The organism is Micromonospora sp. LOL_024 (assembly GCF_048060415.1).
Classification (GTDB): Bacteria; Actinomycetota; Actinomycetes; order Mycobacteriales; family Micromonosporaceae; genus Micromonospora.
Genome location: NZ_JBHMIS010000146.1, coordinates 1 through 1,093, shown reverse-complemented (window position 1 = coordinate 1,093; position 1,093 = coordinate 1). Strand labels below are relative to the sequence as shown.

The following is a 1,093-nucleotide window of genomic DNA, read 5'->3' as shown; positions in this document are numbered from 1 at the left end:
CGTCGTAGCGGCGGACCTGGTACTGGTCCAGGCCGACCTCGTTCTTCGCGGTCTGGAACGATTCCTCCACCGACCAGCGGCTGCCGGCGACCCGCACGAGTTCACGCAGTCGTGTGCCGCGTGGGCCGAAGCAGACGTAGTAGGCGATCTCGCTCGGGTCGCTGATCGAACGCCGGGCCAGGACCCAGCCCCGGCGGCCGTGGGCGAAGGCACGCCGGATCGGCACGCGTGCCCAGTCGTAGCGGCGCGGCCCGTGCGCGCCATCGCCACACGACAGGCGCTGCCACGCACCCGCACGCACCCTGGCGATCAACTCGTCAACGCCGGTGGTGGTATGCAACCCGGAAGGCACCTCGTCGTCGCGGCGGGTGGCCATCACATACGCGATGTCCTGATCCTCCAGCCAACCCCGCAGGCCGGGGTTCTGCCCGTAGGCCTCGTCCCCCGTGAACCACGAAAACGGCACCCCGGCGGTGATCGCCCGCTCCAGCATGGCCTGTGCCTGCTGAGGCTTGGTGGCGAACTCGACCTCGTCCGGGATCCCCGCCGCCCGGCACCGATCCCGGTCACCGGTCCACGACTTCGGCAGGTACAACTCCCGATCGATCAACGCCCGACCACGGGACGTCGAGTAGCACAAAAACGTGCCGATTTGGCAGTTCTCGGTCTTGCCCGCCGTGCCCGAATACTGCCTCTGGACCCCCGCCGAGGCGCGGCCCTTCTTCACAAACCCGGTCTCGTCGGCGACGAGCACCCCGGCCGCATCGCCGATCTGTTCCACGACGTAGTCGCGCACGTCATCGCGGACCGCGTCCCGGTCCCACGCCGGGCTGCACAGCATGCCCTGCAACCCGTCCGGCGACCCATGCCCAGCCTGCTCTGCAAGGGTCCACCCGTTCCGCCGCTCCAACGGCGCCAGCAACCCCCGCACATACGCCCACGCCCGCCGCCGCGGCTCCACCCGAGTAAACCGATGCGCGAACCGGAAGAACAACTCCTCCAACCCGGCATCCCACGACCCGACCAACTGCGCATCCACCACAACCAGCCAACGAGCGATCAGCAGCCGAAGCCACGACCCGCCGTTGCAGTA

The 1,093-nt window shown here is 69.0% G+C and carries 1 protein-coding gene; it reads right to left on the bottom strand.

Going from position 1 to position 1,093, the window contains the following annotated elements:
- Positions 1 to 1,027 (bottom strand): IS701 family transposase (locus ACFHWY_RS28610; protein WP_416583345.1); only part of this gene is annotated, 1,027 nt, incomplete at its 3' end.
- Between the last annotated feature and the right edge of the window lie 66 nt (positions 1,028 to 1,093).